This window comes from Fibrella aquatica (assembly GCF_041321135.1).
Taxonomy (GTDB): domain Bacteria; phylum Bacteroidota; class Bacteroidia; order Cytophagales; family Spirosomataceae; genus Fibrella; species Fibrella aquatica.
In genome coordinates this window covers 318,579-344,440 of sequence record NZ_JBGGWF010000001.1, presented here as the reverse complement: position 1 = coordinate 344,440, position 25,862 = coordinate 318,579, and the positions used below count along the sequence as shown (strand labels likewise).

The window sequence follows — 25,862 nt, the reverse complement described above, 5'->3', positions numbered from 1 at the left end:
TGCTTTATAAAAGACTGAAAGCCAGAGCCATTTGCAGAACTATATTGGCGTATAGACCAGCCAGCAGGTCATCGAGCATAACGCCCCATCCGCCCCGTAATTTCTCCAGTTTTCGGATACCGAATGGCTTTGCGATATCGAACAGGCGAAACAGAAATAAACCCAGTAGCATGCTTTTGATCGTGATGGGAACAAAAAGCAGGCTAAGGCACATGCCCGCTACTTCGTCAATCACGACCCGGTAACTGTCTTTTCCCCACTCCGCCTCCACTACGTTTGCCGACCAGATACCGACCGCCGTTATCACCAGCGTAATGAGTAAGGGAACCATAACCAGATAACCACCCGGCTGGGCCACACTTGGGTGCAGGGCGTACCATACGCCGCAACAGACCAATGAAGCTACGGTTCCTCCGCCTTTACGGATGTAGCCGATGCCCAACCCGGTGGCTATCAGTTTATGCATAACTTATACGGTCTGAGAAAAATTTTCGAAAGCTTCCAGCTCAAGTGGTGTGATGAGATCTTCACCCATCATAAACCGCAACGTATTTTCCAGCGTAGTCAGTTGCTTGAAAATATCGTGTTCGGGAGCCTTGCCGTCTTCTGTTTGTGGCGATTTAAAGTAGAACGACAGCCATTCCTGAATACCGCCCATCTCGGCCCGCTTGGCCAGATCCATGAACAGAGCCAGATCGAGCACCAGTGGGGCGGCTAGAATAGAATCGCGGCAGAGGAAGTTGATCTTGATCTGCATCTGGTACCCCAACCAGCCAAAAATGTCGATGTTATCCCAGCTTTCTTTGTTGTCGCCGTGGGGTGGGTAGTAGTTGATACGTACCTTATGATACATCTCGCCATACAATTCGGGGTTCTGCTCAGGCTTGAAAATCTCGTCGAGTACGCTCAGTTTCGATACTTCTTTGGTCTTGAAATTATCGGGATCGTCCAATACCAGCCCGTCGCGATTACCGAGGATATTGGTCGAAAACCAGCCCGAAACGCCCAGCGCCCGGGCGTGCAGACCCGGTGCCACAATCGTTTTCATCAGGGTTTGTCCCGTCTTGAAATCTTTACCGGCAATGGGTGTATTGGTGATGTGCGATAACTCCAGCAGAGCCGGAATATCGACCGTTAAGTTGGGCGCTCCATTGGCAAACGGCACGCCACATTTGAGGGCTGCATACGCATACAACATGCTCGGTGCAATGGCAGGGTCGTTGGCGTGCAGACCGGCTTCAAAGCTGGCCAGGCTGTTGTGCACGGCGCTCTCTTCAAAGTAGATTTCCGTTGATCCGCACCAGATCATGACCAGGCAGCTACAATCGTTGGTTGCCTTAAACGTTTCGATGTCATCGATCAGTGCCTGCGCCAGTTCGTAGCGGGTAGCGGCCTCTTTAACGTGGGTACCGTTCAGGTTTTTGGCGTACCGCTTATCAAACGCTGCTTTCATGGGCACGATCGATTCAAGATCTTCGCGCACAGCATTTAACAAGCCTATTTCCAGCACCTTAGCCTGAACAGCAGCCTGATACACATTATCAGAATAGACGTCCCAACCACCGAACACGAGATCATTCAGCTCAGCAATAGGCACGAAATCTTTGATGCGTGGGCTGTTGTTATCCGATGGTTTACCCACCCGGATATTCCCCATCTGAGTCAGCGAGCCGACCGGTTGAGACAGGCCTTTTTTGATGGCGGCCACGCCAGCGATCATCGTTGTTGCCACGGCTCCCAATCCGGGAAGCAGAATACCCAATCTACCAGTAGGCTGCGTAATATGTTGTTTCATAATGTAAGAGTTAACCGCTTCATATTGGGCCTACGCCAGATTTTATACGCACAACAAACAGAGTTCCGCACGCCTGCCCCGTTTATTTTTTATACGGTACCAATAAGTGAGTGGTACGTTACAGAATTACGGGATTTTAATCGTCATGGGTTTCCTGAAGGTAAACACGCCAGGGTCTGGTAAGGTTAGTTATGGGCGACGAAACTGAAGGTATGAGGTTTGATCAATTGCTTTAAACAGTTGATCAAATCAATTCGCAAAATCTAAATAAAGTTCAACTCTGCCACTTTTCTAATCCGGCGGTATTGAGTAGATACATCAGGTACTATTTGCCCCCATGCCTCGGCAACCGGAGTAGCGGGATATCGTAAGCGACATACGGGTTCTGTTTATCCCTTCCCCACGCCCGTTTCAGGACTCTAAACTCAGCCCAAAAGTGTGACCCCAAAACAGTTTAGGGCCGAACTGTAAGAAGAGGAGGTCAGACTGACCATAAAGTCAGATGAACTGGTTTTGTCTCGACACATGAATTGTCACTATTTGCCCACCCGATCAAATTCAGTACAAGAGCAGAAAATGAATTATTTAGATTTTTTCTAAATAGATCCTGCTTTTATTTGGAATAAATATAAACAAGGTCTACGTTTGCAGCGAACTTTCTGATTCGCTCAACGATGTTATTGGCTTTACTTATCCTGTCGGCACAACAACTGCCCGCGCAACAGCCCGATTCGGTGCGGTTGAAGCAGTTGGACGCCGTAGTGGTTACCGCCACTCGGACCGAACGGCAGGTAGGTTCATTGCCAATGCCAGTCACGGTGATTGGCCAGCCTCAGATTCGGCAGTCGGGAAGTCTCCGGCTGAACGATATTCTGCGGGAACAGACGGGGCTGGCCATCGTGAACGATCACGGACAGGGATTACAGGTGCAGGGCTTTGGCCCAGATTACACGTTGATTTTGGTCGACGGCGAGCCGCTGGTTGGTCGCACGGCCGGGACACTTGAGTTGAGCCGTCTGACAGTTGGCAACATCAAGCAGATCGAGATTGTGAAAGGGCCGTCGTCTAGTTTGTACGGATCCGAAGCGCTGGCAGGCGTTGTCAACATCATCACTGATAATCCAGGACGAACAAGCGGTAGCCTGTCGGCGCGTTACGGGACTAACCAAACCAGCGATCTGACGGGCGACGTGTCGCTTCGGGCGGGTAAAACGGGATTGTATCTCTTCGGGAATCGCTACCAGTCGAGCGGTTATGACCTAAACCCGGAAACAGCGGGCGCTACTGTATCGCCATTTCTGAATCACACGCTGAGCGGTCGGCTGACAACAACGTTCGGTTCACGATTGAAACTGAGCGTATCAGGTCGCTATTTCGCTGAACAACAAGACAACGCCTTCAGCCTGACTGATCAGCGTTTGGTAACGGGCGAGGGCGCCGTTCGCGAGTACACGGTCAACCCGGTGCTGACGCATCAGGTGTCGGACAAGTGGAAACTGACCTACCGCTATTACCGAACCGGCTACCAAACCACCACCGGCTTATCGTACCAGGACACCCGCGAAGCCTACGATGATAGCTATTTCCGGCAGACCTTTAACCGGGCCGAGGTAGTCACGGAGCGAACCATCCAGAACCACCACTTCCTGACCGTAGGGGCGGGGTTCATCGGCGAAAGCGTCGAGGCCACCCGCTACCCCGGTCAGCAGCAGTTTACGACCCGCTACGGATTTGCCCAGTTCGAATGGGTGCCGACCCAACGGTTCACGCTCATTGCCGGAGGGCGTTTCGACGCACACAGCCAATACGCGGCTCAACTCAGCCCAAAACTGTCGGCGCGGTATGAATTGAGTCAGACAGTGGCTTTACGGGCTAGTGCGGGCGTGGGCTTCAAAGCGCCTGATTTTCGGCAACTCTACCTCAACTTCGATAATGCCGTGGCTGGTTATAGCGTCTTTGGCACGCAGGAAGTGGCGGCCGGTATTGCCCGTTTACAGCAACAGGGGGCAATTGCCGACATTTTGCTCGACCCCGCCCGCTTCGGCAGCATCAAAGCAGAAAGTTCGACGGCCTTCAATCTAGGGGCTGTGGCTGATTTCCAGAAGAGACACGATTTGCCGCTCCTTCTGTCGGTCAACCTGTTCCGCAACGACATTCGCGATCTGATTGAAACGCAGGTGGTGGCCCGCAAAACAAACGGCCAAAATGTGTTCAGCTACACCAATCTGAACCAGGTATTCACGCAGGGGATAGAACTGGATGGCCGCTACCGACTGATGGTGGGCACGGGGTTACTGACGGTTAGTAGCGGCTACCAGTTTCTGGATGCCAGAGACAAAACCGTGATTGAGCATATCCGTAACGGGCAGGTATTCCGGCGGAACCCGCTGACGCTGGTTACCGAGCGCGTTCAACCCGCTGAATACGGCGGTTTATTGAACCGGTCGCGGCACATGGCCAACCTGAAATTCTTCTATGAACTGCCTAAACGTGGCCTGTCGGCATCGTTGCGGGGCGTGTACAGGAACCGCTACGGCTTCGCCGATACCAACGGAAACCTGATTCTCGACGAGGCTGGCGAGTACGTTTCCGGGTACGTTACCTGGCACGTCACCGCGTCCAAAACCGTTAAGGCGCTCACCATCCAGGCGGGCATCGACAATCTGACGGGCTACACCGATTCACCATTCATTCCCTCACTGGCCGGACGGCTCTGGTACGCCAGCCTCCGCTGGAACTGGGCACGCAAGCTTACCAATAAACAAGTCTGATTAAATAAAAATACAACCTGAATGAACCGTTTACTGACCATATCGCTCCTGCTTTTCAGCTTCTGTGCTACTGCGCAGACCGCCACGATAAAAGGGCGCATCACTACCTCAGATAATCAACCCGCCGAGTTTGTCAATGTCGTTATAAAGGGTAGCAACAAAGGCGTAGTTGCCGATGCCGACGGTAATTACCAAATCCAGAATCTGAAGGCCGGTAGCTATACCGTACAGGCCAGTTTCGTGGGCTTGAAAGCTGAAAATAAGCAAGTCGCCGTTGAGGCTGACCAGACCGTTACGCTTGATTTCATGCTCGAATCAAGTGCCAAACAACTACAGGAAGTGCTGGTGATGGCCAATCCAAGCAAGTACGTAACGGATTACCCGTCTATCTCGCTGCGCTTGAAAACGCCCCTGCTCGAAGTACCCCAGAACATTCAGGTTGTTACCGCGCAGACGATCAAAGACCAGCAAATTTTCGATATGTCGGAAGGGGTGATTCGGAACGTGAGTGGCGCTACCAAATCGGAACATTGGGAAACGTACGCTCGCATTGTCATGCGTGGCTCGCGCATTGCCGCTTTCCGGAACGGCATGAATGTGCAGGAAACCTGGGGTCCACTCACCGAAGATATGAGCATGGTGGAGCGGATTGAGTTTGTGAAAGGGCCGGCCGGGTTTATGCTGGCTAGTGGCGAACCCAGCGGATTTTACAACGTGGTGACGAAAAAGCCAACGGGTATTACTAAAGCAGAACTTGGCATGACGGTAGGCAGTTTCGGCCTGTACCGCAACACGCTGGACCTGGACGGTAAACTGAGTAATGACGGAAAACTACAGTACCGGCTCAACCTGATGGGTCAGATGAAAGGCACACACCGCGATTTTGAATACACGAACCGAGTGTCGGTGGCGCCCGTGATCAAATACCAGATCAACCCAAGAACTTCACTGACAGCCGAATACACCTATCAGTATGTCAACATGTCGCCTATTGGCTCGAATTACGTTTTCTCGCCCAATAGAGTAGGCGATTTACCGTACGATTTCTCGATTCTGGAAGGCAACATGAAGGCCAATACCATCAAAGACCAGTCGCTCTTTGTTACGTTCTCGCATAGCATCGACGATAACTGGAAATTCACCGGCCAACTCGCCTACCTGCACTACGATCAATTGGGGTCAAGCCTGTGGGCGTCTGGTTTCAAAGGCGATACGCTGCAACGGACTATCTCGAACTGGGATATTCTGGGCATGACCAAAGTGGGGCAGTTTTTTGTGAACGGCGATGTACAGACCGGCGGCATCAAACACCGCATTCTAGCGGGCATCGACATGGGTGATAAAGATTACTACCATGATTTCGCCCAAACCGGAGCCATTACAGGCCGGGTCGGATTCAATGTATACAATCCGGTGTATGGCAACGTACCTGGCAGTGCTTACCCCAACTATGACCGTAGTCTGGATATACGGCAGCGGGCAGTACACTACAACAACATGTATTCGGCCATCTATGTACAGGATGAGATCAGGCTGTTCAACGAAAAGCTCCGTCTGACGCTGGCCGGTCGATACACGACCACCAACGACGAAGACCCGTATTCAGGCTCGGTAAAAGCCGAGAAATTTACCCCACGTCTGGGACTGAGTTATTCGCTGAATCCGACCACAAGCCTCTACGCAGTCTACGATCAGTCTTTTGTGCCACAGGCCGGAGCCAGTTTCGCCGGGCAACGATTTGACCCGATCACGGGCGATAACAAAGAGATTGGCCTGAAAAAAGAATGGTTCGATGGTCGCTGGACGGCTTCGGTGGCCGCTTACCGGATAACCAAGAACAACGTACTGACACCCGATCCCCAGAATCAATTTTTCTCGATTCAGTTAGGTCAGACGCAAACACAAGGGCTGGAATTTGATGTTCGCGGACAACTTTTCCCTGGCCTCGATGTCACGATGAACTATGCCCTGACCGATGGAAAAGTAACAAAAGACACAGAAAACCAGCAGGTTGACAAACAGCTACCCGGCACCGACCGGCATATTGCCAATGCCTGGTTGAACTATCGGGTGCAGTCGGGTAAGGCAACGGGCCTGGGTGTATCGTTCGGTGCTCAGCACGCGGCCGGACGTACGGCCTGGTACGGTGCTTACGACCGAGCCCTCGACGCAACGATGCCGAATTACACCCGCTTCGACGGAGCAGTATCCTATCAGATGAGCAAATTCGGTGTGGCGCTCAACGTAAACAATCTGTTCAACGCCACGTTGCTATCGGGAGCCTACTACTCGTTCAGCGACTTTTATTACTGGCAGGCAGAGGCACACCGAAACGCACGTTTAAGTATCAATTACAGATTCTAGATAGTTTTTAGACAGGATTTACAGGATTTGATTTTACTCGAAATTGCTCTAATGCAAAAATAAATCCTGTTAATCCTGTCTAAAAAATTCTCTCGAAAATTAAGCGATATACACATCAATCTGACGCTGGCATGACAGGCAAAAAACTCATAGGGAAAATTCACCTCTGGCTCGGGCTATCCTCCGGCATTGTGGTGTTTATTGTGAGCATTACGGGTTGTCTGTATGCGTTTCAACAAGAGATTCAGGACGTTACACAACCGTTTCGTTTTGTAAAGCAGGAACAGCGAGAGATTCTTCCTCCCTCTGTTTTTGAGGCAGTAGCCCGGAAAGAATTGCCCAAATTGCATTTGCACGCCATTAATTATCCGGCCAAAGGGCGTAGCGTCGAATCTATTTTTTTTGGATTCGATCCTGAGCACTATTACGTGATCTACCACAACCCCTACACGGCTGAGATTATCCACGTTCAGAACATGAACGAAACCTTTTTCCGGTGGGTGCTCAATGGTCATTATTACCTGTGGCTCCCACCCGAAATTGGTCAGCCCATTACGTCATATGCTACGTTGATCTTTGTGTTTCTGCTCATTACAGGCCTTGTTCTGTGGTGGCCAAAAAACAAAGCGGCTGCCAAACAGCGTTTCTGGTTTCGCTGGAAAGACGTTACCCGGTGGAAACGCAAAAACTACGATTTACACAATATCGTAGGCTTTTACTGTTCGTTTCTGTTACTGATCATCGCGGTTACGGGTATTTTTTTCGGTATTCAATGGTTCACGTATCTCGTTTATACGGCGACAGGTGGCGAAAAATCGTTGCTATTCACCGAGCCTGTTTCGCAAAAAGCCATCCCCACCAATTTCAGCAAACCGGCTACTGATTTGGTCTGGGAAAAAATGCGTGCTGAAAACCCGAATGCCGTTTCGCTCGAAGTACATGCGATCGAGTCAGACTCCTCGACAATCGGAGCCAACGTAAACAGCCGGGAGGGCGTTTTCTGGAGTATCGATTATCGCTATTTCGATCAATACACCCTAAAAGAAATTCCCGTAACCAATGTGTATGGCCGGTTAAAAGATGCCAACACAGCCGATAAACTTATTAGAATGACCTATGATATTCATACGGGCGGCATTCTGGGTTTTGCGGGGAAAGTGCTGGCTTTTTTACTCTCGCTGGTGGCCGCCAGTTTACCCGTCACCGGTTTTCTGATCTGGTGGGGCCGACGTAAAAAAGCCAGAAAAAGCGCGCTTGTTTCATCAGCCCAACCCCCAACAGCCAACAAGACCCCGGTAACCTATTCGTTGCGGGTACGTAGCTAACAAATCAGGACTTTATCGTAAAAATTTTCAGTACAAAAAGCTGACGCATAGCCCTCCTGTTGGGTAGGGGCGATCTATGTCATTAACTCAATACAATCAACCATTTACACTGATTTACTCCGATGAAAATCACCTGTCAACTACTGCTTTTAACAGCTACACTGGCCACTACTCTGGCGTGTAAAAAAGAAGACGTTACCCAACCTGTTGTTCCTGTTCAGGCGCAAACGGTGAGCAATCTGGCCGCCGACCCAACCACAGGTGTAGACCCAGTTACGGGGCGGCCAACCGGCTCCACCAATAAATACACGTTCTACAGTCTGCGCGAGAACAAAGTCATTGCCAGTACCGATTCTGCCTCCAACAAATGGGATGTTGGTTTCCGGGGCACCAGCATTATTGTGAACGGCGGAGCCATTCGCAGCGGGCAGGGAGGCGCATACGTTTACACAGGTACGTTCGAGGAATTGACGACTGTACCGGCCTCGGCTACGTTTGCGCAGGATCAGAGCGCATCAGCGCTGGCTATTCCGGCCGTTTCGGGAAATGGCTGGTACAACTATAACTCATCAACGAACATCGTCTCGCCGATTCCGGGTCGGGTACTGGTGGTCAGAACGGGTGATGGCAAATACGCCAAAGTAGAAATTTTGAGCTACTACGAAAACGCACCGGCTGCTCCTACCGCTACCAGCCGGTCCCGGTTCTACACCTTCCGGTACGCCTACCAACCCGACGGCTCTACGAAGCTTAACTGACCTTGCCGCCAAAGCGGTGATTCAAGTCCTGGCGTGGCGGCTGGTTGTCACGAAATAGCCGCCCGCGCAGGCACCACTCCCGTTTTTATCAACTCTATTTTCTAACCAACCGGGCAACCGGCTAACCACGCTCGTTATGCATCACAACCATAAGTTTAGAACGTTTGCCGAAACCGAATTTGGGTACGTCGGTATGTGTGCCGGTTGCCGCACGATCAACATCGCTTATCAGAACTCGCTATTCTGCCTGACGCTCGATCAGTTCGACGCCTTTGCTGAGATGATGCACAACCGGCGGGCCATGCGCCCGGTCAGTACGACGCACGGGAAGGAGTTTATGCTGCCCACGCCCATGCCGAACTACTTCCTGCTGTTTTCCGACGACGATCTGACGAGCCTTTGCGCCCTGCTCAACGAAGCGGCCCCGATACTGGAAGCCGAACGTATTCTGGATTTGAGCCAACGCCTGAACTGATCGTTATGTCGGCTAATCCGAACCCATCGCTGGCGCGAGCATGTGCTCGTGCCTTTCATAGCGCAAGCATCCGCTTGCAGTCCGTCAGGATAATACGCGGATGCAGATGCTCTATTGGATTGCCCTGACGGGCAGCAAACGAATGCTTGCTAAATGAAAGGCACGAGCAGATGCTCGCGCCAGCTTCGCGAGGCTTTCGCCGAATCAATCCCCCATAAAACTCACGAACAATGAACTACGTAAAGATTTTCCTTCTCGTCTGCGTGTTGGCCATTGGAACCGCCCGCGCACAAACCCCGCCACGGATCGTTTCGCTGGATGGAACGGTGAGCGAAATCCTGTGCGACCTGGGCTTGCAGGCCCGACTGGTGGGCATCGACGTGACCAGCACGTACCCCGAAAGTCTGCAAAAAGTGCCCAAAGTAGGTCATAACCGAAACATAGCTGCCGAAGGCGTACTGGCACGACAACCAACGCTGGTACTGACCACCGAAAAAGCAGGGGCTAAAGCGGAGGTGCTTGACCAACTGCGTTCGGCGGGCGTTCAGGTGGTCATTTTTAAGCAGGACTTTTCAATAGACGGCACCAAAAAGCTGATTACTGACATTGCCACGGCCTGCCGTGTACCCAGCAAGGCTAAGAATATCATTCGCCGGATGGAAGGCGAAGTGGCCAAAGTACAGAAGGCCTCCGGCCGCCCGAAAGTGCTGTTCATTTACGCTCGTGGTGCTGGTACCATGTTCGTCGCCGGACGAGGAACACCAGTCGAAAAGATGATCGAGTTGGCGGGTGGACAAAACGCAACGCCCCAGTTCGAGGATTTTAAACCGCTGACCACAGAAGCACTCGTAGCCGCTAATCCTGATATTATTCTGCTTTTCGACAGCGGCCTGGAGAGTCTGGGCGGTACTAATGGGCTGCTGAACGTACCTGGCGTAGCGCAGACCAGCGCGGGTAAAAACAAGCGATTCGTAACGATGGACGGTCATTTACTAACCGGATTCACGCCACGACTGGGCAAAGCGCTTGGTGAACTGGCCCAAAAAATTGGCCCGAACGGCACGCTGTAATCATGGAAGCTACCACGCTCGCACCCACGCCAACAACCCGGCCAACCGCCCCCCTGGCAACGCTGCATCGGCCCTGGCTGATGCCTGCGCTGGCTGTTGGTCTCGTTGTAACCATGCTGCTGTCGGTTGGGGTAGGCGCGGTAGCTATTTCACCGGCTGAAGTGTTTGCTATTATGGAAAATTGGCTGGGACTGACTCCGGCCGTCGACGAAACAAAGACCGCCATTCTGCTGACCATTCGCCTGCCGCGCGTTTGTCTGGGGTTACTCATCGGGGCCGGGCTGGCCGTGGCGGGGGCTGCCATGCAGGGCCTGTTTCGTAATCCGCTGGCCGATCCAGGTTTGATCGGTATCTCGTCGGGGGCTTCGCTGGCGGCGGTCGGGATGATCGTACTAGAAGTAACGCTATTTCAGAAACTGACGGGTTTGCTCGGTTACTACGCCCTGTCGCTGGTAGCGTTTGCTGGGGCTTGCGGCACTACGTTAGTGGTGTACCGGCTGGCCCGGGTGGCGGGCCGGTCGGTGGTAACGACCATGCTGCTGGCGGGCATCGCTATCAATGCACTGGCGGGGGCGTTAACAGGCCTGCTAACGTACCTGGCCACGGACGAGCAACTGCGCACCGTCACGTTCTGGGCGCTGGGTAGCCTCGGCGGGGCAAGCTGGACCACCGTACTGACTATACTACCGTTTACAGTGGTTGTGTTGCTGGGCTTGCCTCGTCTGGCCAAATCATTGAACCTGCTGGCGCTCGGCGAAAGTCAGGCGGCGATGCTGGGCGTCGACGTGACCGGCCTGAAACGCCGGGTTATCGTGCTGGCCACGCTGGCTGTGGGTACGTCGGTGGCCGTGGCGGGTATTATCGGATTTGTGGGGCTTGTTATTCCACACCTGATCCGGCTGGTGGCTGGCTCCGACCATCGACGGTTGCTGATCGGGTCGGCGCTGGGTGGCGCTATCGTGCTGACAGCCGCCGATGCCCTGGCCCGTACCATCGTGGCCCCGGCCGAACTGCCCATTGGTATTCTGACCGCCCTGCTGGGTACGCCTGTTTTTCTGTGGATGCTCGTTAAAGAACGATCAACGACCTAAGCCATGTTGCAAGCCAATCAACTGACCTACAAAATTGGGGAGCGTACCCTACTGAACGGCGTCTCGTTTCAGGCGCGGGCGGGTGAACTGCTGGCCATTGTCGGCCCAAACGGCGCGGGGAAATCGACTTTACTCAAACTCTGCGCGCGCGAAACAACCCCCGCTTCCGGTTCGCTCAGTATGTTGGGCAAACCGTTACAAAATTATACGGGTCGGCAACTGGCGCTTTTCCGGGGTATGCTGCATCAGCAAAACACCATGACCTTTCCGTTTCGGGTGGGTGAACTGGTGCTGATGGGACGCTACCCGCACTACGGTTCGCACCCGGCCGCTACCGATTACACCATTGCCGAAACCGCGCTGGATACCGTCGGCATGCGCCCGTTCAGCGACCGAATTGTATCGACGCTCTCGGGTGGGGAACAGCAACGCGTTCAGCTTGCCCGTGTGCTGGCTCAGGTTTGGGACGTACCCAACGGACTGTTGCTGCTGGATGAACCCACCACCGGCCTCGATCTGCTTCATCAACACCATATGCTCGATGTGGCCCGACAAATGGCCCGCCGGGGCTACGCCGTTGTGGCCGTGTTGCACGACCTGAATATGGCCGCTCAGTATGCCGATAAAATGCTGATGCTCAGGGCCGGTCGGTGCGAAGCCTACGGTACACCCCGCGACGTGTTAACCGCCCCCCTCATCGAACGGGTGTTTGGTATGCCGGTGCAATTGCTCGATAATCCCTGCCATCAATGTCCACTGATTGTTCCTATTCCCAACTTTCAGGCTGCTTTCAGCCACTAAACAACGCATTGCTTTATGACGACCGACACGATTTCTCTCAAAGAACGCTGGGCCGATTTTCGCCAGCAACATCCCAAATCACGCATCCGTGATGCTGCGAAACAACTGGGCGTCAGCGAAGCCGAACTGCTCGTTACCGCCGTAGGTACGGCGGTTGTTCGGCTGGCGGGCGACTTCCGTGACCTGCTCAAACAGGTACCGACGCTTGGGTACGTCATGGCGCTGACCCGCAACGATGTACTGGTTCACGAACGAAAAGGCATCTACGAAAAGGTGTCGTTTACGAATCACATGGGTCTGGTGCTGGGTCCCGACATTGATCTTCGGCTGTTCATGAACCGCTGGCAGTTTGGATTCGCCGTCAACGAAAACGACCGGCGTAGCCTTCAGTTTTTCGACGCGCAGGGCGAAGCGGTCCACAAAATTTACCTCACCGACCAGTCCGATCTCTCCGCCTATGGAAAGCTGGTCGATGACTTCTGGTCAGACGACCAAAGCGATACCCTGACGGTTGCAACTGCCGACGAAAAAGTAGCCGACGTACCTGACTCGGAAATTGACGTACCTGGTTTTCAGGCTGCCTGGCTGGCTATGCAGGATACGCACGAATTTTTTGGCTTGCTTCGTCAATACGGCGTGGGGCGGCAGCAAGGCTTGCGGTTAGCCCCCGAAGGGCACGCTCAACTGCTGTCGATAGACGTGCTGAAACAGGTGTTTGCCACGGCTGCCGACCGTGAGGTGTCAATCATGGTTTTTGTGTCGAACCCGGGTTGTATTCAGATCCATACCGGGCCGGTGAAGAAATTGGTGCAGATGGGGCCCTGGTACAATGTGCTCGATCCGGCGTTTAACCTCCACCTGAACGAAACGCTGGTCGATCAGGTCTGGCTTACTAAAAAACCAACGGCTGATGGCATTGTCACGGCCCTCGAACTGTTCGACAAGGCGGGGCAGAATGTGGCGCTGGTGTTCGGTGAGCGGAAGCCGGGTAAACCCGAACTCGAAAGCTGGCGGACCGTAATTACCGATTCAGTGGCGTAATCAACCCGATTCCGTGCGTAGCGATTCGCCCTATCTTTGTGGCTCAATCAACGCCTTTAGTCAGGAGACCCGCGTGAGTCATAAACTATCTTTTCCCGAAAAAGCCATTTTTGTGTGCGACGGCAGCAAGTGTAGCAAGCACAAAGAAGTGCGTAAGCAGTTGAAAGAGTCGATCCGCGACCACGGTTTAAAAGACACTGTGGAGTTGATCAAAATAGACTGTACAGATCGATGCAAAGAAGCGCCAATCGTCTGTTTTCAACCGCAAAACCGCTGGTTCGGTAACGTCTCAATCTGGCAGGTGCAGTCGCTCTTCAACTAACTGATCCTCGAAAAATGAAAATGTGCTTCGTCAGGGGGCAGGGACCCCCTGACGAAGCACTTTTTTGACTGTTTAGGGATCGTGAACCCTTTTTTCGTCAGGTCGGGGACCTGACGACACTCCCAACGAAAAATGAAAAAGTCCAGCTCCTGATGAGGGGCTGGACTTTCTTTATAAACTCATGACTCAGGTACGTTAGTCGTTGTCGCCAATTTTGGCAATCTCTTTGTCGAGCACAAACTTACCGGTGCTGGTTTCTTCAATCAGTTCAATGAGTTCGAGGGCGCGGCGGGCATTGCGTTCCTCTTCGCGTTGTTCCTTAACAAACCACATCATGAACTCTTCGGTAGCATAATCTTCAACCTGACGGCACTTGGTAACGATGCGGTTGATGGCATGCGTAACGTTGATTTCGCTTTGCAACGCCAACTCAAATATGCTCCGGAAACTGGCAAACTCCTGCTGTACTTCACCTACAGTTGGTGTAATGGCAATACCACCCACTTCAGTAATATACCGGAAAATCTTCAGGCTGTGAGCACGCTCTTCGTCCGACTGCTTATACAGGTAGTTGGCCGATTTCTCGTAGCCGTTCAGCTCCAGCCAGGCGGCCATAGCCAAATACTTGCTCGAAGCCTCGGCTTCCATTTTCACCTGAGCGTTTAACGCAATTTCAATTTCCTCTTTTAACGAGGTGCGCATGCGAAGCAAATCTTTCATATCTACTTAGTTTAAGCCGTTACTTACCTAAAAGACACAAGTTATCTGCCAATTGTTTCGGCAGAAAGGAGTTGTCAGAAATTTGGAATCAGTCTAATACAACGAAATCTGATCCTCAAATAGTTACAAGTTCGCCCAGCGTTTCCTGCAACATGGATTTAAGATCAAGGGCAAAACGGGTGCCATTCAGTAGGTCGCGCAACTGAATAATTTCACAAAGCGTGAGGCGGCGAGACAACTGATTGGCGGGTGATTCCAACACCTTAAAATCCCCGTTATCCGACAAATCGAATAACATCGACTTAATGTCTACATTATTGACCTTTCGCCGGAAGGCAGCGAAGTCCTGCACTTTGAACTGAACGTCAAAATCAATAAACCGAACAACGATCCGGTTTGTCAGATCACACTGATACGTTGATCCTTTCTCGTTACGGTATAATTCAGCAGTGTACGTCGATTGCATAATCAGGCAGAAATTTCAACCTCTATTCACCACAAAGATACGGGCTAATGACCAACATGAATTAATCTATTTGAAATCTTTCTAAATAAATTCATACGCAACCGATGACAAAATCGCTGCTCACAACTACCCTGAAAGAAGGGTGCTCGTCTAGCGGTTGAATTCCACAATATGTGCCGACATGTAGACGCTCTTTTCGGGACGGATATTTTTAATAAATAGCCGTGCTCGTTGCCCCAGTCGCAGACAGGTATGCTTTTCAGCCAGATCGTCCGGGTTGTTCATAGGTTGCAGTGACGGGTACCACAAAAAATAGCCTGGGCGATCCAGCAACAACTTCGGCGTTGTCCAGGCCTGTGAATGCAGGGCCTCACCCAGATCGGCATGCGGATTGAAGGCAATATGCACACTGCTTCCCGCCCACGACGGTCCGGTTGCTTTCGCCATCAGCATTACCCAGGCATTCAGGTGCGTATTCCAACTGACCGACGGCCCCCAATAGTAGCCCGCTTCGGGCGACGAGGTTGGTCCACCGCCGCTGGCTTTCGGAATTTGCAGGGAAGCAATAGGTACGCCAATTCCGTCGTGCGGCGCATTGAAGCCATTTCCGTCCCAGCGGCGGGCTTTACCCTCGGGGTTGTCGAGATCAGTCAGGCGAATTCGGGCCACGCTGATACATTGCCCGCTTTGCTCTTTGTCAGGATCATACCCAGCCCGCTGATACGTACTTGGATAGCCATATTCGCCGTAGAACAGATACAGGTAGTCGCCACTAACAACCGCCGACGGGTCACCAACACCACCGGCAAACGTTTTCGACGTGTTGTGGGGGCTCAAAATCATTCGGGGTTGATTGTCTTCCAGAAACAGCCCTTTGTTCTGCCAGCTTCGCCCCCCGTCGGCTGATTTCATAATGCCAATTCGACAAACGGCAGATGGCGAACCGGGCTCTTTAATTCCTTCCGGCCAATTTTCATTCTTATAGCCCCGTCCCGTTTTCGCATCATAGGGCAACGTACTGGGGTAGTTTTCGTTGTGGTACACGGCGTACAAGGTCCGCCCCGATTTGTCGTTGGCAGCCTGATACACTGTTTCGAACCATACGGCCCCGTGCAATCCCGACTGGCCAACGGGCGCATTAACGGGCATAGCTGGCTCCGTAAATGCATCCTGCTTACTCAAAAAAGCTTCTTCGGCATTGCGCCCATCGGCAAATTTCAACTCGCGGGAATCACCCCACAAGGGATCTTCCCCGTATTTGCCCGGAAAAATGCGGAACGTGTCACCCACCCAGGCTTCGGCCATATTGCAGTCGACAAACGAATTAAAGTTGAACGTATCGGCGGGAATTAACCTGAATGTGGGTTGAAACGCCTCATCGGTATTAGCCTCTTCTTTAGACGAACAACTCATGGCCGTCAGTAATGCCAGACCAACGAGCAGGAAGCGGCAACGTGTGTAAACAGATTGATTCATAAGGAGGTAGACGTTAAAAGCTATGGACAGGAACAGCAGTATGCCGACTCACCTAAAAGTAGTGCACCAGGCGTCTATTACTGATCACCTGCTTTTCGACTGTTATCTGACTGTTAAGTCCAGATCTGCGTTGTGAGAAAGAGACGATGGTTGACCGTTTTTGGCTTTCTTTGCTTTATGGTCGAAACGGGTTCAGTACAGCGGGTCAATCGTTCTCTCGGCATCCGGGCCGAGGAAGGAAAAACCGTTCGTTTGTTTTTTCTACACAACTTTTTGCTGGGTATCGGCACCGTGCTGGTCTACGTAGCGGCCAACGTGCTGCTGCTCGAAAACCACCCCGAATCCAGTTTACCCATTGCCTACATGGCGTCGGGTGTGGGCATGGCTGTGGTGGGCCGGATCTACGCGCATTTTGAACATCACCTGGCGTTGCAACAATTGGCCACCCGCGTGCTGTGGTCGGTTATTACCCTGACGGGCGTTATTGCCGCCTTTGTGGTGTTTGGGCACTCAGTAGCCGTAGCCATTGCCATTATGGTTGGTTACCGGATCATTTACCTGCTCACCAATCTGGAGTTCTGGGCGGTGTCGGCCCTGGTGTTCGATGTGCGGCAAAGCAAGCGCTTGTTTGGCGTTATCAGCTCGGGCGATATGCCCGCCAAAGCGCTGGGTGCCCTACTTGCCGCGCTGATTCACGGACATGGTCCACTGGTGTGGTTGCTGTTAATTGCTTTCGGATGCTATGGCGCGGCTCTACTCATCACGAGCCGAACCATTAAACTCCACAACGTTGAAGCTACGGCGCGCCCCGTCAGAAGTGCCGGCCGTACTACCCGCCCCTGGGTAGAGCAGCTTTTTGGCGGTAGTGATCTCATCTCGGCCGTTTGCCTCACGCTGGTACCGGTGGCCATGATGGCGGCGGGTATCGAGTACGAATTCTTCATCAACGTAAAACATAAATTTCACGATCAGGGCGACGTGATGCAGGCGCTGGGCAAGATACTGGGTGTAACGTACCTGCTGGCTATGGCCGTAAAAGCCCTGTTCTCGCGCCGGGTGCTCGACAAATTCGGCATCATGCCCACCCTCGGCGGACTACCCGTACTGGCAGCGGTCGGTTTTTCGGCCTACGGACTCATTGCCTGGCGCCCCACCAGCGAAACGGCGCAATTGCTGTACTTCAGCCTGCTGTATATCAGCTTCGAGGTGGTCCGCCGCGCTATTTTCGACCCGGTGTTGCTGGTTCTGTTTCAACCACTTCCTCCGCAGCAACGTCTGAAAGGGCATACGCTGGCCAAAGGCCTGTACGAACCAATGGGTATTGCGCTGGCCGGGCTAGCGCTCTGGCTGGTTTACACCATCGGTGAATCATCGTACCAGTGGCTACTGCTGGCGGGTTTTGTGCTTAGTGCACTACTGTTTGTGTTTGTGCAACGTACCTACCGTCACTACATCAACACGTTACAGGATGCCCTCAGTCGCCGGTTTATGGCTCCCGACGAGGTAACCCTGCGGGGTACGGCCGCCACATTTATTGAGCAGGCGCTAGACAGCCCTAATCCGGTCGACGTGATCAACGCGCTCGACTTTGCCCACTCCCTACCCGCCGAAACGCTTCAGAAACGGGTTGAATCGTTGCTGAGTCACCCTGAAGCGGTTGTTCGACAACGGGCATTGAGCATTGCCGATCCGCTGCATATGCCTTCACTGATGACTGTTCTGGGCAATCTGGCACAGCACGACACCGATACAGGGGTGCGTCGGGAGGCGGCCGAAAAGCTTACCCGTACGGCGCTGGGGAATGTGTCGCTCATGCCCACCCGTTCGCTCGACATTGCCCGGCTGTTGCTGAACACCGCTGATATGCCCGCGCGCGAAGGAGCCATTATTGGTCATCTTCGCGTTGATGAACACGATAAGGCTGCTCGAAAAAGTTTACATGAACTGGCTACTTCCAGTCAGCCCGATCAGCAAATTACCGCTCTGAATTGCCTGGCTACACTCGGTAACGAAGCGGTGACTATTCCCGACCTGACGCCGTTTGTCGCCCAACGCTTACGCGCAACCGACCCGGCAGTAGTCGAAGCAGCTATACCCGTAGCCGCCTGGCAACCCGATCAGGCGTTGAAACAGGCGCTGGTCGACTTTCTGCCACACCGCCGCCATGGCCGCACCGCCATGACAAGCCTGGTGGCGATGGGCGAGCAGGCGCTGGCGCTGCTTCCACCGATTAGCGGTCTGTCGGGCCAGCGACTGCTGATAAAACGGATAGCCAGCGTGGCCGGAAAAATCGGGACAGAGCCGGCACGTACCTGGCTGCTCAATCAACTGGCCGAGGCAACACCAACCCTGCGCGGCCCATTGCTCGACGCCCTGAACACGTACCCACCCACCGACCGTGATAATATCTTATACAATCGACTGTTGACCGACGAGTTAGCTCTGACTTACCGGCTACTTCATGGCAAAACGGAGACCATTGACCCTTTGCTTGCTGATGCCCTCGACTACGAACTAACGGTGGTAACGGATCGTATTTTGCTCTTGCTAATGGGCCTTTATGATCGGGAAACGGTTCGTAACGTTCGCCAGAGCCTTAGCCATCAGACCGCCGAACGCCGCGCCAACTCACTCGAACTGCTGGAAAACATGGCCGGGTCAAAAACAACGGTCACCAATCCAAGAGCCGTCTACGCTGGTTTGCTGGCCCTGTCAGACACAGCATTGCTCCTCCCCGACCGATTGGCCTTACTGAATCCATTCGTCAGCCGACCAGCCGTTGAGCAACCCATTCAAACCTACATCTGCCAGACCGGCGTAGCCACCTTCACCGATTGGACCGTGAACCTGTGTCCCGTTGCCGATACTGTTCTTTCTGACTCTTCCCAAGCCATGCACCATTCTACCACGACGGCCTCGACCTCGACCATTGAGCGGGTTTTTCTACTGAAAAGCACCAGCCTGTTTGCCGACACGCCCGCTAACGTGCTGGGCAGCATTGCCCCGATCATGAACGAAGTGTCGTTTGCCGATGGTCAGGAGATTGTGCGCAAAGGTGATCTGGGTACCAGCCTGTTCGTCATTTTCGACGGGCGCGTGGGTATCTACAACGGGCAGCAATTACTGGCCGAAATGAGTAAAGGCGATGTGTTTGGTGAATTAGCCCTGCTCGACGCCGAACCCCGTTCAGCTACCGTTATTGCTCACGGCGACGTACTGTTGTTCCGTATAGATCAGGACGATTTCTACGATCTGATGGAAGAACGCGACGAACTCCTCCGCAACATCATCCGCCTCCTGAGCCGACGTATCCGCACGCTGAATCAAGGGATGAAGAAGGGCTGATAGTACGCGGATTTACATGGGTACGCGGATCAAAGGGATTTAAAAGGATTGACGCGGATTTTGGGATTTAAATGGATTGGCTCTGCAGCGCTGGCGCGAGTGTGTACTCGTGCCTTTTATATCGCAAGCATTCGCTTGCTGCGCGAAAGCGCAAGGGTACAGGCTAAACAAATTTTGCGCTATCATAATTTTTATACTACCGTATTGCGCTTTCGCGCAGCAAGCGAATGCTTGCGACATAAAAGGCACGAGTACACACTCGCGCCAGCGCTGCAGAGCCAATCCGTGTACCCATTAATCATCCGCGTACCCATCAGCCTCGCGTTCTATTTATAATACTTTCGGTTAGGAGTTCGTAGAGGCGGGCTATGTCGGGGCGGGGGCGCAGGTACGTTAGGTGATTTTCGATGACTTGCGTGTCGTTACGGCGGGCGGGGCCGGTTTGTACATTGGCGGGGTGATCGGCATCAAGGGCTTTGCGCATCGTTTCGCGGATCAGCGGCTTTAGCAGGTCGAACTCAAGGTCTTCTTCATCGGTGATGTCTTTAGCCAGCGCCATCAGGTGATTGGTGAAATTGCAGGCCAGTACTGCCGCAACGTGTAGTACCCGCCGCTCGGCCGAATTAACCAGATACACGATTGTGCTCATCTCCTGCCCTATCGTCACCAATTGTTGCTCCGTTTCGGCATTATCAGCTTCAATGCAGAGCGGAATCTGTTCAAAATCGAGCAGGGCGCGGCCGCGCGAGAACGTTTGCAACGGATAAAAAACGCCCGTTTTAACCGGTACGTCGCTGTAGACGCTCACCAGCTTTTGCAGTGTCGAGAGCGACAAACCGCCAGAGGTATGCACAAGGGTGGCATTTTCGGGCAATACCAGTCGGGCGCACACATCCTCGAGCGCATTGTCGGGAACGGCCAGTACAAACAACTGCGATGGATTGTCGGCCAGGTTCAGGTCTGAAATGGGCCGGGCGTCATACAGCATCGACGTTAGTTGCCGGGCATGGGTCAACTGTCGACTGTAGACGGCCAACACATGATGTCCCGCATTTTCGAGAGCCGGAGCCAGATGCCAGGCCACATTCCCCGCGCCAATAAAGGTGATGGTCATTTTCTCAGTTAAGAGTTTAGAGTTAAGAATTAAGAGTTGGCCTGCTCCCAGAAACAGTGATAAAACATGGCAACTCTTAATTCTTAACTCTAAACTCTTAACTCCAAACTAAGTATCCAAACCTTCCCCAACATCATCACGTATATTTGGGAAGATACTCCTGCCTTATGCACTTCCCCGCTTTTCTACGTCCCGCTGGTCTTGGCCTGTTTTTGGTCGGCTTCGCCGCTTTTATCTATGTGCTTAGCCTCGGCCAGTTCCAACTAACCGACGATGTACTGAAGCAAACGCTGAAGCCAGAACATCAGGCTGTGTTGCAACCCCGGCTGGCACCGCTGGTGGGAAAAACGTATAGCAATAACATCAGCTTTATCAGCGATGTACGCGGGGTAATCGATACCTACAACAAGGAACAGGAAGCCAAACAGAACTGGAAAGCAGTCATTTACGACGACTACCTGTTCGACCTCACCAAACGAAGCACTACGGGTGGCCCGGCTGATCATGGCGTTTGGTTCTGGCTCAGTATTGGGCTGGCATCGCTGGGTACGTTGCTCTATGCGCTTCCCCGCCTGAACGACAAGCCCGGCATTCGCAACAACGGCATCATGCGCAACCCCGCCACCCATCGCGGCTGGATCGGCATCATCGTGGGCACGTTCCTGATCGGGTTCTACATCCTGCTTTATTTTTACTCCGAATACCTTACCAACTGGACCGCTCTGGTCGATCCGTTTAGTCGTGCGCTGAACGGCGGTCCGGCCAGCAAATGGTTTCTCTACGGCTTTCTGTACACGGTGGCGGTGGTGGTAATGGGCGTCAGAATGCTGATTAAGTACCGCCACAGCCGGTATCAGCAATACCGCACCTGGTCGGTCATGGCATTTCAGTTGTTTTTCGCGTTCCTGATCCCTGAGGTGATGAGCTTGCTGAATGCGCCCTATCAGGATCTGAAAAGCATCTGGCCCCTCGATTATGACTTCTTCTTCGACTACGAAATTAACGCCAAGCTACAGGCGGGTACGTTAGGTATTTTCATGTTCGTCTGGGGCACGGCCCTCTCGACGGTGGGTGTGCCAACGATCACCTATTTTGTGGGTAAACGCTGGTATTGCTCATGGGTTTGCGGCTGTGGTGGCCTGGCCGAAACCCTCGGCGACCCGTATCGGCATTTATCAGACAAAAGCTTAAAAGCCTGGAAGATCGAGCGTTGGCTAGTGCATGGCGTATTGGTTTTCGCCGTGGTCATGACCTTACTGGTCCTCTACAGCTACTTCTCGGGACAAAGCGCCCTCTTCGGGTTTCTCGACTCCTACAGCATTCGTAAAACCTACGGCTTCCTGATCGGCTCCATCTTCGCGGGTGTGATCGGCACGGGTTTTTATCCCTTGATGGGTAATCGCGTGTGGTGCCGATTCGGCTGTCCACTGGCGGCGTATCTGGGTATGGTTCAGCGGTTCAAATCACGTTTTCGCATCACTACCAATGGCGGTCAGTGCATCTCCTGCGGCAACTGCTCGACCTACTGCGAAATGGGCATCGACGTGCGCGCCTATGCCCAGAAAGGGCAAGACATCGTACGGTCGTCCTGCGTTGGCTGTGGCATTTGTTCATCCGTCTGCCCCCGCGGTGTACTGAATCTGGAGAACGGCCCGGTGAGTACGCGGAAGATTTCCGTCCGCTAAAGCAGACGGCAACGGGTTGCAAGTCCCGTCGGGACTTTTTCTTCTTATTGTTTTATATCCCGGCGGGACTTTTAGTTCGTTGCTCCGTTTGCTTTGGCGGACGGCAACGAACTAGCTGCTAATCTTTAGGTCAAAACCGTATTTCTCAGCCATGCGTTGTACCTCTTGGTAGTAGGTCATACCCAGATGGTGCTCCTCTTGTCGGTTGATATATTGGATCACGCTTTGGGCATGCGATTCACTTACCGAAACCGCAAAGTAGTCATCTTGCCATATCAGGCGGCTCAGTTCAACGTGTCCGCTCTGGTTGTTAAACCAATAGGCTGATTCGCCTTTAATTGCTTGCATAATATCAGCGATGCATTGCTTTGGGCCAATACTGATCAAGCAATGAAGATGGTCAACATGTCCATTGATTGCCATAAGTCGGATTGATTTTTTCCAGGCCTCTTCCATAATATGCTCACAGATAGCATCTTTAACAGACTTGGATAAGCTAATTTCCCGGTTTTTTGTCGAGAAAACAGCATGAACTAACATACGGACATAAGACATAAATACGGAGGGTTTGTAGCGACTACTAGTTACAAATTCTGCCGGAAATTTACATATCAGTCGTCCGCTTCCGTCCGCTAAAGCAGACGGCAAGGAGACACAAGTCCCTTCGGGATTCTTTGATCGGAAAAGTCCCAAAGGGACTTGCAACCTATTGCCGTCTGCTTTAGCGGACGGAAGCGCGGAAATTCCGAACCGATCGCTAACCTTTTTCGATTGGCTGAGGTTGCTAGACTGTCCCCCTTTTGGGTACGTAACTTCGCTATGGCATCTCACAATCGCATACTTTACTGGTTCCGCAACGATCTGCGGTTACACGACAATCCGGGTTTTTCGGCCGCCTGCAACGACGCCCTTCACGTATTACCCGTCTATATTTTCGACCCCAAACTATTCCGGGAGTTGCCCGCCATTGGCGTTAAAAAAACCGGGATTTTCCGGACCAATTTCCTGCTCGAATGCGTAGCTGATCTGCGCGCTTCGTTGCAATCAAAAGGCGCTGACCTGATCATCCGCGTGGGTGATCCCGCCCGTATTCTGGCCGATATGGCTGAGGAGATCGATGCTACGGCGGTATATGCCAGCAAAGAAGTTACTTCGGAAGAAACGGATGCCGAATCGGCCCTGTCGAAGCGGTTGAAGCCATTGAACATCGATATTGAGTTGTTCTGGGGCAGCACGCTCTACCACATCCGCGACCTGCCATTCGGTGTAGCCAAGCTGCCCGATGTGTTCACCCAATTTCGCAATCAGGTAGAGAGAAGGGCTGAAGTTCGTGAACTGGACCCAGCGCCCGATCAGGTACGTATGCCCGGCGATATTGATCCGGGTGAGCTGCCTACGCTAGGTACATTCGGGTTCACGGAATCCTTCACAACCGATGCGCGGGCGGCCGTTGCCTTCAAAGGCGGTGAAACCGTAGCGCTTGCCCGGCTGGAACGCTACCTCTGGACAACCGATTTGATACGTACTTACAAAGAGACCCGCAACGGCCTGGTGGGCGAAGATTATTCGAGCAAGTTTTCGGCCTGGCTGGCCCACGGATGCTTGTCGCCGCGACTTGTTTACCACGAAGTAAAACGATACGAACACGAACGTAGCGCCAACGACTCGACCTACTGGCTGATCTTCGAGCTGATCTGGCGCGATTTTTTCCGGTTTGTGGCCCTTCGCTTTGGTTCACGATTGTTCAAACCCAGCGGTATTAAGCATGATTTGCAGAAGAAATGGCGGCACGACTACGACCTGTTTCAGCGTTGGGCACAGGGGGAAACAGGTATTCCGTTTATCGATGCCAACATGCGCGAGTTGAACGAAACCGGGTTTATGAGCAACCGGGGGCGGCAAAATGTGGGCAGCTTTCTGGTGAAAGATCTCGGCATTGACTGGACCTGGGGCGCGGCCTATTTTGAAAGCCTGCTGGTCGATTACGATCCGTGCAGTAACTGGGGCAACTGGAACTACGTGGCCGGGGTTGGCAACGACCCGCGCGAAGACCGGTACTTCAACATCTACAGTCAGGCAACGCGTTACGACGAGCAGGGTGAGTTTGTGAAACACTGGCTTCCCGAACTGGCCAACGTACCCGGACGTGATGTGCATATGGTGTCTCGATTGCCCCGCCAGCAACTGAGCGATTATGACGTAGCACTGGGTGATAATTACCCCATGCCTATTGTTGACCCTGCAAAATGGCTGAAAAAATAGCTGGAAAAAGGGCATAATATATATATTACCCTATAGAGTTAAAATAGTACTACCCTAATAATTTGTTACCAAAACATATAATTAGGGTAGTTATTCAAGTGTTTTAACAAAAAAAAAGTTTTTTTTCCCATATGCTCAGAATGTAAAATCCAAAGTCGTGTAAGAGTCGTATACACTACACTTTCCCGAACAACCGGAGAAAGATTAACCGATTCTTATTTCTACGATTATGGAAGAACTTAACACATTGCCCGAGTCGCCGACCCGCGTGGAAGGTGTGGGCCGTCGGTCGTTCCTGCGTTATGTAGGTGGGGCTGCAGTAGTGGGTGGAATCCTGGCATCCTGCTCACCAAATGACGAGGTAGCAGTATCGTCAACTCCCGTTAACAACCTGAATAAGTATGCCCGCCAGATGAGCAACGGCATTACCGTAAATTTAGGATCGGGCGAAATTGCTATCCTCAACTACGCCTACGCTCTGGAGCAACTCGAAGCAGCGTATTACGAAATGTTGCTGGCCAACCCGTATGAGGGCATGACATCCATGGAACGTACCATGTTCATGGAAATTCGTGACCATGAAGTCATTCACCGCGAATTTTTCAAAGCAGCGTTGGGTTCAGCCGCCATTCCAGGCCTGACACCTAACTTCAGCGGTATCAACTTCAAACAGCGTTCAGTAGCTATCGACGTTGCCCGTCAGTTTGAAGATGTAGGTGTTACAGCTTACAACGGTGCCGGTAAGTTCCTGAAAACGGCTAACTACCTGCTCACCGCTGGCAAAATTGTATCGGTAGAAGCACGCCACGCAGCTTTACTGAGCGAATTGCAGTTCCCATTCGAAACGGCTTTTGCGGGCGACACCCCAGTTGACGGTCAGGGCCTGGAGCGCTCACGTGAGCCAGGTGCCGTGTTAGCGATTGTGGCTCCGTTTGTACAGGAGACTATCACCTACACTTTAGGTTAATCAATCTTTCATCG

21 protein-coding genes are annotated in these 25,862 nt (G+C 52.7%); 14 read left to right on the top strand and 7 right to left on the bottom strand.

All coding sequences use genetic code 11. The annotated features are described in order from the left end of the window. Positions 1 to 4: 4 nt before the first annotated feature. Together ACAW87_RS01225 and ACAW87_RS01220 are read right to left on the bottom strand one after the other, a co-directional pair. The gene (locus tag ACAW87_RS01225) at positions 5 to 466 is read right to left on the bottom strand and encodes a phosphatidylglycerophosphatase A family protein (RefSeq protein WP_370721321.1); all 462 of its coding nucleotides are present in this window, start codon (positions 464 to 466) and stop codon (positions 5 to 7) included. A gap of 3 nt (positions 467 to 469) precedes the next feature. After that, positions 470 to 1,795 (bottom strand): inositol-3-phosphate synthase, encoded by a 1,326-nt coding sequence (locus ACAW87_RS01220; RefSeq protein WP_370721320.1) that lies wholly within the window; start codon positions 1,793 to 1,795, stop codon positions 470 to 472. A gap of 674 nt (positions 1,796 to 2,469) precedes the next feature. On the opposite strand from ACAW87_RS01220, the gene ACAW87_RS01215 reads away from it, so the two are divergent. The 10 genes from ACAW87_RS01215 to ACAW87_RS01170 all read left to right on the top strand — a co-directional run bounded on the left by ACAW87_RS01215 (position 2,470) and on the right by ACAW87_RS01170 (position 13,813). Then, on the top strand, positions 2,470 to 4,566 hold the full coding sequence (locus ACAW87_RS01215; protein ID WP_370721319.1) for a TonB-dependent receptor plug domain-containing protein: 2,097 nt from the start codon (positions 2,470 to 2,472) through the stop codon (positions 4,564 to 4,566). 21 nt (positions 4,567 to 4,587) lie between these two features. Then, a complete protein-coding gene (locus tag ACAW87_RS01210) occupies positions 4,588 to 6,930 on the top strand; it encodes a TonB-dependent siderophore receptor (protein WP_370721318.1) in 2,343 nt (780 codons plus the stop codon). A 131-nt stretch (positions 6,931 to 7,061) separates the two neighbouring features. Continuing rightward, positions 7,062 to 8,255, top strand: a complete 1,194-nt coding sequence (locus ACAW87_RS01205; protein WP_370721317.1) for a PepSY-associated TM helix domain-containing protein — start codon at positions 7,062 to 7,064, stop codon at positions 8,253 to 8,255. A 122-nt stretch (positions 8,256 to 8,377) separates the two neighbouring features. Beyond that, the gene (locus ACAW87_RS01200; protein ID WP_370721316.1) at positions 8,378 to 9,013 is read left to right on the top strand and encodes an HmuY family protein; all 636 of its coding nucleotides are present in this window, start codon (positions 8,378 to 8,380) and stop codon (positions 9,011 to 9,013) included. A gap of 136 nt (positions 9,014 to 9,149) precedes the next feature. Then, on the top strand, positions 9,150 to 9,488 hold the full coding sequence (locus ACAW87_RS01195; RefSeq protein WP_370721315.1) for a DUF6686 family protein: 339 nt from the start codon (positions 9,150 to 9,152) through the stop codon (positions 9,486 to 9,488). 230 nt (positions 9,489 to 9,718) lie between these two features. Beyond that, positions 9,719 to 10,558, top strand: coding sequence for a heme/hemin ABC transporter substrate-binding protein (locus tag ACAW87_RS01190; protein WP_370721314.1), 840 nt, complete (start codon positions 9,719 to 9,721; stop codon positions 10,556 to 10,558). A 2-nt stretch (positions 10,559 to 10,560) separates the two neighbouring features. Continuing rightward, on the top strand, positions 10,561 to 11,649 hold the full coding sequence (locus tag ACAW87_RS01185) for a FecCD family ABC transporter permease (protein ID WP_370721313.1): 1,089 nt from the start codon (positions 10,561 to 10,563) through the stop codon (positions 11,647 to 11,649). Positions 11,650 to 11,652: 3 nt separating this feature from the next. Beyond that, positions 11,653 to 12,450: a heme ABC transporter ATP-binding protein gene (locus tag ACAW87_RS01180; RefSeq protein WP_370721312.1), complete on the top strand. Its 798-nt coding sequence runs from the start codon at positions 11,653 to 11,655 to the stop codon at positions 12,448 to 12,450. Positions 12,451 to 12,465: 15 nt separating this feature from the next. Continuing rightward, positions 12,466 to 13,491, top strand: a complete 1,026-nt coding sequence (locus tag ACAW87_RS01175) for a hemin-degrading factor (protein WP_370721311.1) — start codon at positions 12,466 to 12,468, stop codon at positions 13,489 to 13,491. 13 nt (positions 13,492 to 13,504) lie between these two features. Continuing rightward, positions 13,505 to 13,813, top strand: coding sequence for a (2Fe-2S) ferredoxin domain-containing protein (locus ACAW87_RS01170; protein WP_370721310.1), 309 nt, complete (start codon positions 13,505 to 13,507; stop codon positions 13,811 to 13,813). Positions 13,814 to 14,008: 195 nt separating this feature from the next. Here ACAW87_RS01170 and ACAW87_RS01165 read toward each other — a convergent pair whose 3' ends face one another. The 3 genes from ACAW87_RS01165 to ACAW87_RS01155 form a co-directional block, all read right to left on the bottom strand. After that, on the bottom strand, positions 14,009 to 14,533 hold the full coding sequence (locus tag ACAW87_RS01165) for a ferritin (RefSeq protein WP_370721309.1): 525 nt from the start codon (positions 14,531 to 14,533) through the stop codon (positions 14,009 to 14,011). Between the two features lie 115 nt (positions 14,534 to 14,648). Further along, positions 14,649 to 14,999, bottom strand: coding sequence for a hypothetical protein (locus tag ACAW87_RS01160; RefSeq protein WP_370721308.1), 351 nt, complete (start codon positions 14,997 to 14,999; stop codon positions 14,649 to 14,651). Between the two features lie 150 nt (positions 15,000 to 15,149). Further along, entirely contained in the window at positions 15,150 to 16,475 is a 1,326-nt protein-coding gene (locus ACAW87_RS01155; RefSeq protein ID WP_370721307.1) for a hypothetical protein, read from the bottom strand. 132 nt (positions 16,476 to 16,607) lie between these two features. Between ACAW87_RS01155 and ACAW87_RS01150 the strand changes: the two genes are divergently transcribed. Beyond that, positions 16,608 to 19,820 (top strand): cyclic nucleotide-binding domain-containing protein, encoded by a 3,213-nt coding sequence (locus ACAW87_RS01150; RefSeq protein ID WP_370721306.1) that lies wholly within the window; start codon positions 16,608 to 16,610, stop codon positions 19,818 to 19,820. A 313-nt stretch (positions 19,821 to 20,133) separates the two neighbouring features. Here ACAW87_RS01150 and ACAW87_RS01145 read toward each other — a convergent pair whose 3' ends face one another. Next, complete coding sequence (locus ACAW87_RS01145; RefSeq protein ID WP_370721853.1) at positions 20,134 to 20,964, bottom strand: Rossmann-like and DUF2520 domain-containing protein; 831 nt, start codon at positions 20,962 to 20,964, stop codon at positions 20,134 to 20,136. Between the two features lie 137 nt (positions 20,965 to 21,101). On the opposite strand from ACAW87_RS01145, the gene ACAW87_RS01140 reads away from it, so the two are divergent. Beyond that, complete coding sequence (locus ACAW87_RS01140; RefSeq protein WP_370721305.1) at positions 21,102 to 22,619, top strand: 4Fe-4S binding protein; 1,518 nt, start codon at positions 21,102 to 21,104, stop codon at positions 22,617 to 22,619. 111 nt (positions 22,620 to 22,730) lie between these two features. On the opposite strand, the gene tnpA is transcribed toward ACAW87_RS01140, so the two are convergent. Then, the gene (tnpA, locus tag ACAW87_RS01135; protein WP_370721304.1) at positions 22,731 to 23,174 is read right to left on the bottom strand and encodes an IS200/IS605 family transposase; all 444 of its coding nucleotides are present in this window, start codon (positions 23,172 to 23,174) and stop codon (positions 22,731 to 22,733) included. 264 nt (positions 23,175 to 23,438) lie between these two features. Between tnpA and ACAW87_RS01130 the strand changes: the two genes are divergently transcribed. Further along, positions 23,439 to 24,881, top strand: coding sequence for a DASH family cryptochrome (locus ACAW87_RS01130; protein ID WP_370721303.1), 1,443 nt, complete (start codon positions 23,439 to 23,441; stop codon positions 24,879 to 24,881). Between the two features lie 229 nt (positions 24,882 to 25,110). Continuing rightward, complete coding sequence (locus ACAW87_RS01125) at positions 25,111 to 25,848, top strand: ferritin-like domain-containing protein (RefSeq protein ID WP_370721302.1); 738 nt, start codon at positions 25,111 to 25,113, stop codon at positions 25,846 to 25,848. Positions 25,849 to 25,862 lie beyond the last annotated feature (14 nt).